This is a genomic window from Candidatus Regiella insecticola LSR1, assembly GCF_000143625.1.
Taxonomy (GTDB): Bacteria; Pseudomonadota; Gammaproteobacteria; order Enterobacterales; family Enterobacteriaceae; genus Regiella; species Regiella insecticola.
In genome coordinates this window covers 318,221-325,119 of the sequence record NZ_GL379589.1, presented here as the reverse complement: position 1 = coordinate 325,119, position 6,899 = coordinate 318,221, and the positions used below count along the sequence as shown (strand labels likewise).

General features: G+C 46.4%; 2 protein-coding genes, 2 tRNA genes, 2 rRNA genes and 3 pseudogenes. 4 read left to right on the top strand and 5 right to left on the bottom strand.

Annotated elements, in window-relative coordinates; translation table 11 throughout:
• The 4 genes and pseudogenes from thiQ to dsbC all read left to right on the top strand — a co-directional run.
• A pseudogene (thiQ, locus tag REG_RS13995) lies at window positions 1-190 on the top strand (thiamine ABC transporter ATP-binding protein); the annotation flags it as partial.
• A 122-nt stretch (window positions 191-312) separates the two neighbouring features.
• Window positions 313-1,372, top strand: a pseudogene (gene nadA, locus REG_RS02020) (quinolinate synthase NadA).
• A gap of 23 nt (window positions 1,373-1,395) precedes the next feature.
• A pseudogene (xerD, locus tag REG_RS02015) lies at window positions 1,396-2,154 on the top strand (site-specific tyrosine recombinase XerD); the annotation flags it as partial.
• A 50-nt stretch (window positions 2,155-2,204) separates the two neighbouring features.
• Window positions 2,205-2,738, top strand: a complete 534-nt coding sequence (dsbC, locus tag REG_RS02010) for a bifunctional protein-disulfide isomerase/oxidoreductase DsbC (RefSeq protein WP_006704258.1) — start codon at window positions 2,205-2,207, stop codon at window positions 2,736-2,738.
• Window positions 2,739-2,802: 64 nt separating this feature from the next.
• Here dsbC and rraB read toward each other — a convergent pair whose 3' ends face one another.
• The 5 genes from rraB to REG_RS01985 all read right to left on the bottom strand — a co-directional run bounded on the left by rraB (window position 2,803) and on the right by REG_RS01985 (window position 6,796).
• Window positions 2,803-3,228, bottom strand: a complete 426-nt coding sequence (gene rraB, locus REG_RS02005) for a ribonuclease E inhibitor RraB (RefSeq protein WP_006704257.1) — start codon at window positions 3,226-3,228, stop codon at window positions 2,803-2,805.
• Window positions 3,229-3,471: 243 nt separating this feature from the next.
• Window positions 3,472-3,547, bottom strand: a tRNA-Trp gene (locus REG_RS02000).
• A gap of 8 nt (window positions 3,548-3,555) precedes the next feature.
• Window positions 3,556-3,632 (bottom strand) — tRNA-Asp (locus REG_RS01995).
• A gap of 64 nt (window positions 3,633-3,696) precedes the next feature.
• Window positions 3,697-3,812 (bottom strand): 5S ribosomal RNA (gene rrf / locus REG_RS01990).
• Window positions 3,813-3,882: 70 nt separating this feature from the next.
• Window positions 3,883-6,796 (bottom strand): 23S ribosomal RNA (locus REG_RS01985).
• Window positions 6,797-6,899: the final 103 nt, after the last annotated feature.

The following is a 6,899-nucleotide window of genomic DNA, read 5'->3' as shown; positions in this document are numbered from 1 at the left end:
GCAGCTCTGCACTGACCGTCAACTGACACTGCTGATGGTGTCACATAATATCAACGATGCGGCGCATATTGCTGAACGTACGTTATTGATTGTTGATGGCAGGATATATTACGATGGCTCAACAAAAGCGATAATCGAAGGCAGCGTATCTGAAGCAAAAGTACTGGGTATCGATCATCATCATTACTAATCTAAGAGCCTTATATACCCACACCTTTAAGTTGCCGCTAGGCGAATCCCCACAGCCAACAACGCGGCAGCTTCAAAGGCGAAGGGTATAGGCTCTAATCTTGGTCAGAGAGAACATAGGTCATGAATCATATTTTTGATACAGATAAAGCTATCTATCCCTTCCCGGCGAAACCGGCTCCACTCTCGGAAGATGAGAAGGCTTTCTATTGTGCAAAAATTAAAAATTGTTAAAAAGCAAAACGCAGTGCTCGTTGCCCACTATTATACCGATCCAGAAATACAAGCATTGGTAGAGGAAACTGGGGGTTGTGTTGCCGACTCTTTAGAGATGGCACGCTTTGGCAATTATCACCCAGCCTCTACTCTACTGGTTGCCGGGGTGCGTTTTATGGGGGAAACCGCCAAAATCCTCAATCCAGAAAAACGTGTTTTTATGCAAACACTCAATGCTGAGTGCTCTCTGGATTTGGGTTGTCCTGCTGACGAATTTTCCGCTTTTTGTAATAATCACCCTGATCGTACCGTCGTGGTTTATGCCAATACCTCCGCGGCAGTAAAAGCTAGAGCAGATTGGGTCGTTACTTCAAGTATAGCGCTAGAATTGATTGAATATTTAGATAGTCGTGGCGAAAAAATAATCTGGGCTCCTGATCGACATTTGGGGCGTTATATACAGAAAAAAAGCGGAGCCGACATGTTGTGTTGGCAAGCTTCTTGTATCGTGCATGACGAATTTAAAATCCAAGGGCTCATACAGATGAAAACACTCCATCCAGATGCAGCTATATTGGTTCATCCTGAATCACCTGAGGCAGTGATAGAAATGGCAGACGCGGTTGGTTCAACCAGCCAACTGATTCAAGCGGCTAAAACCCTCCCGCAAAAAAAATTGGTCGTCGCCACTGATCGAGGTATTTTTTACAAAATGCAGCAGGCATGTCCAGATAAAGAATTATATGTAGCACCAACTGCCGGTGAAGGTGCCACATGTAAAGTTTGTGCTCATTGCCCATGGATGGCGATGAATGGTTTTAAAGCCATTGCCGAAGGATTAGAACAAGGGGGATTAATGCATGAGATTTGTATAGATGATACATTACGTCAGCAGGCACTAGTCCCTTTAAACCGTATGTTGAATTTTGCTAACCGGCTAAAATTATCAACCAGTGAGAATGCTTAAATACTCTCCTATATGGTAACCATTTGTTGTGTGCACAGGTGCTCGATCTACAACGCTTTTTTGCCGAACGAATTGATAGTCACTATAAAGCGACTAGCTCAGCACGCTTACTCAGCGCCATAAAGCGTTTTTTTCAATATTTATATCGTGAAAAACTACGGATCAATGATCCCACTGCATTACTTTCTTCACCTAAATTACCACAACGTTTGCCTAAAGATTTAAGTGAAAAACAAGTTGAAGCATTGTTAAATGCCCCCAATGTAGATATTCCACTACAATTACGTGATAAAACCATGCTAGAAGTGCTCTATGCCACCGGTTTGCGTGTTTCTGAGTTGGTTGGATTAATAATCAGTGATATCAGTCTGCGTCAAGGGGTATTGCGCGTCATTGGCAAAGGTAACAAGGAACGATTAGTGCCCTTAGGGGAAGAAGCCTTATACTGGATTGAGCAATATATAGAGCACGGCCGTCCTTGGTTGGTTAATGGCCAAGCATTAGATGCTTTCTTTCCTAGTAATCGATGCCAAAAAATGACCCGTCAAACTTTCTGGTATCGTATTAAACATTATGCGATCCTTGCTAACATTGACAGTGAACGACTATCACCTCATGTTTTACGTCATGCATTTGCCACACATTTATTAAATCATGGAGCTGATTTACGTGTAGTACAAATGTTATTAGGCCACAGTAATTTATCAACCACACAAATCTATACTCATGTAGCAACTGAAAGGCTTAAACAGCTACATCAACGACACCATCCTCGCGCATAATAAAGTTAATTAAATTAATAACCGAAATAATTAAAATATAGGACAAGACCATGAAAAAAATTTTACTACTACTGCCGATTTTGATATTTTTATTCGCTAAATTTTCCTACGCTAATATCAATAATGAATCTATTGACGCCAAGCTAAAAAACTTAGCAAATGAAATGATCATATACAAGGCACCAAAAGAGAAACATGTGGTTACCATATTTACTGATATTAGCTGTGGTTTTTGCCACAAATTGCACAATAAAATGAAAGAATATAACGATTTAGGAATTACTGTTCAGTATTTAGCATTTCCACGAAATTGGAAGGAAGAAGCAAAGAAAAGAGAAAAAATGGGAGCAGCAAAGGATATGGAATCGATTTGGTGTACTGCTGATCGGAAAAAATCTTTGGATAATGCCATGAAAGGTGAAACTATTTCTCCGGCGTCCTGCGAAATAGATCTAGCTAAACACTATAATTTAGGCATTGAACTCGGTGTACAAGGTACCCCTTCAATCCTACTGGAAAATGGTACGATACTACCGGGTTATAGCGTACCAGAGGAATTAAATAGACGATTGAATCAAAATTAGTTTCCTATTACCCTATAGTAATTATAATTTAGTCAGTATTTCCTGATTAAATTATAATTAATTTTTAATGACGTTTACCATCATAGTCATCGCCAAGCCATTCAATTTCATCATTTCCATCATCAATTTCACCATTAGGATCTTGATAATATGTACCCCATCCATCGTAACTAACATTACACTTATTAGCCATATTGACTAATTGCACTACCTGGACATCGATCAATTCAGCATCAAGGGTAGTTTCTCTAATAGCATCAAAACATAAGATAACTGAACCGTCTTCAAGTTTTAACTCTTCAGTATCAGTGACTTCATACCCCAACTGAAACGCACTCGCAGCGGCAATTTTCAGCACATCCGCCTCATGAGCAGAAAAATGATGTTCAATCATATATAATGCACGCAAATCACTACCATCATTAATCAATTCCTCAATAATCTGCCGAGTATGTTCAGCCTGATTATCCCATTCTTCACTATTTCCCATGTCGTCATCTCTAGTAGCAAATCGAAGGTGTTAACTATTATAAGCTGAAGTGTGCTATCAATTTCGGCCATACCTGTTTTCAAATATTTCTCTATTACTGGCTGAAATTGTTAGTCAATACGGTGGGAGCGACATAGCCTAGTCCTTGAATGCCGGCTCTGTCGGTTATAAAAATTTCAATGTACTCACATTTTACGAACGCCAACCACAAAAAATCCCCTGCTTATGCAGGGGATTTTTATTTGGCAGGGGCGGAGAGGCTCGAACTCCCAACACCCGGTTTTGGAGACCGGTGCTCTACCAATTGAACTACGCCCCTAGTTAGGGTGGCGGTGCGGACGGGGTTCGAACCCGCGACCCCCGGCGTGACAGGCCGGTATTCTAACCAGCTGAACTACCGCACCACCGATTTTTTGATTTTTGAGAAAAAGGCCTCTCGCATTGAGCAAGAGGCTTGTGGTATTGGTAGCCTGGCGGTGACCGACTCTCGCATGGGGAGACCCCACACTACCATAGGCGCAACGGTGTTTCACTGCTGAGTTCGGAATGGGGTCAGGTGGTGCCACCGCGCTATAGCCGCCAGGCAAATTCTGTATGCTGCGTACACAGCTAATCTGTTAACAAGCGCGTAAACCAAAACACTTTCGGTGTTGTGAAGTTAAGCCTATCGGGTCCATTAGTACTGGTCAGCTCAATGTGTCACCACACTTACACACCCAGCCTATCAACGTCTTAGTCTTAAACGTCCCTCAAGGGAAGACTCATCTCGGGGCAAGTTTCCCGCTTAGATGCTTTCAGCGGTTATCTCTTCCGCATGTAGCTACCGGGCAATGCCATTGGCATGACAACCCAAACACCAGTGATGCGTCCACTCCGGTCCTCTCGTACTAGGAGCAGCCCCCCTCAATCTTCCTACGCCCACGGCAGATAGGGACCGAACTGTCTCACGACGTTCTAAACCCAGCTCGCGTACCACTTTAAATGGCGAACAGCCATACCCTTGGGACCTACTTCAGCCCCAGGATGTGATGAGCCGACATCGAGGTGCCAAACACCGCCGTCGATATGAACTCTTGGGCGGTATCAGCCTGTTATCCCCGGAGTACCTTTTATCCGTTGAGCGATGGCCCTTCCATTCAGAACCACCGGATCACTAAGACCTACTTTCGTACCTGCTCGAGCCGTCACTCTCGCAGTCAAGCTAGCTTATGCCTTTGCACTAACCTCACGATGTCCGACCGTGATTAGCTAACCTTCGTGCTCCTCCGTTACGCTTTAGGAGGAGACCGCCCCAGTCAAACTACCCACCAGACACTGTCCTCGCACCGGATTACGGCGCTGAGTTAGAAAACCAAAACTCACAGGGTGGTATTTCAACGGCGACTCCACAACAACTGGCGTCATCGCTTCTACGTCTCCCACCTATCCTACACAGTCAGTTTCAACTCCCAGTGTCAAGCTATAGTAAAGGTTCACGGGGTCTTTCCGTCTTGCCGCGGGTACACTGCATCTTCACAGCCATTTCAATTTCACTGAGTCTCGGGTGGAGACAGCCTGGCCATCATTACGCCATTCGTGCAGGTCGGAACTTACCCGACAAGGAATTTCGCTACCTTAGGACCGTTATAGTTACGGCCGCCGTTTACCGGGGCTTCGATCAAGAGCTTCGTATTGCTACTTACCCCATCAATTAACCTTCCGGCACCGGGCAGGCGTCACACCGTATACCTCCACTTACGTGTTTGCACAGTGCTGTGTTTTTAATAAACAGTTGCAGCCAGCTGGTCTCTGCGACTGACTTCAGCTACAGGGAGCAAGTCCCCTCACCTAATGCCAGCGTGCCTTCTCCCGAAGTTACGGCACCATTTTGCCTAGTTCCTTCACCCGAGTTCTCTCAAGCGCCTTAGTATGCTCTACCTGACCACCTGTGTCGGTTTCGGGTACGATTGTTTGTAACCTAAGCTTAGAGGCTTTTCCTGGAAGCCGGGCATCAACTACTTCTGCACCTAAGTGCCTCGTCATCACGCCTCAGTGTTTATGGAAAAGCGGATTTGCCTACTCTCCCTACCTACACGCTTGAACCGGGATTACCGTCACCCGGATAGTCTAGCCTTCTCCGTCCCCCCTTCGCAGTCACAAACAGTACGGGAATATTAACCCGTTTCCCATCGACTACGCTTTTCAGCCTCGCCTTAGGGGTCGACTCACCCTGCCTCGATTAACGTGGGACAGGAACCCTTGGTCTTTCGGCGAGCGGGCTTTTCACCCGCTTTATCGTTACTTATGTCAGCATTCGCACTTCTGATACCTCCAGCTCGCCTCTCAGCTCACCTTCTACGGCTTACAGAACGCTCCCCTACCCAATAACGTCGTCTCCAACGCTACTGCCGCAGCTTCGGTGGAGGGTTTAGCCCCGTTACATCTTCCGCGCAGGCCGACTCGACCAGTGAGCTATTACGCTTTCTTTAAATGATGGCTGCTTCTAAGCCAACATCCTGGCTGTTTTCGCCTTCCCACTTCGTTTCCCACTTAACCCTCACTTCGGGACCTTAGCTGGCGGTCTGGGTTGTTTCCCTTTCCACGACGGACGTTAGCACCCGCCGTGTGTCTCCCGTGGTCTCATTCTTCGGTATTCGCAGTTTGCATCGGGGTGGTAAGCCGGGATGGCCCCCTAGCCGAAACAGTGCTCTACCCCCAAAGATTAACCCACGAGGCGCTACCTAAATAGCTTTCGGGGAGAACCAGCTATCTCCCGGTTTGATTGGCCTTTCACCCCCAGCCACACGTCATCCGCTACTTTTTCAACAGGAGTCGGTTCGGCCCTCCAGTTAGTTTTACCCAACCTTCAGCCTGCGCATGGCTAGATCACCGGGTTTCGGGTCTATACCCTGCAACTAATCGCCCAGTTAAGACTCGGTTTCCCTACGGCTCCCCTACTCGGTTAACCTCGCTACAGAATATAAGTCGCTGACCCATTATACAAAAGGTACGCAGTCACCCCCTCTTCACACTCGCGCATGAAGCAGGCTCCCACTGCTTGTACGTACAGGGTTTCAGGGTCTATTTCACTCCCCTAACCGGGGTTCTTTTCGCCTTTCCCTCACGGTACTGGTTAACTATCGGTCAGTCAGGAGTATTTAGCCTTGGAGGATGGGCCCCCCTTCTTCAAACAGGATTTGTCGTGTCCCGTCCTACTCTTCGAGCTCACACTACTGCTATCTTCGAGTACGGGGCTATCACCCTCTTTCGCAGGCCTTTCCAGACCTTTCCTCTGATAACAATAACGATGCACACTCTGGGCTGCTTCCCTTTCGCTCGCCGCTACTCGGGAAATCTCGGTTGATTTCTTTTCCTCGGGGTACTTAGATGTTTCACTTCTCCCGGTTCGCCTCGTTAAACTAGTTTATTCATCTAACGATAGTGCAACTGCTTGCACTGGGTTTCCCCATTCGGGTATCAACGGCTAATCACGCTTCCTATCAGCTCACCGTCGCTTTTCGCAGATTTGCACGCCCTTCTTCGCCTCTGACTGCCTAGGCATCCGCCCTGTACGCTTCATTACTTAACTTCACAACCCGAAAGTGTCTTTCAACTCCATCAGGTTACTCATTACTCGCTTGTTCCAGATTGTTAAACAGCATGTTCAATATGCAGAGACCCTTGCCTTTGCA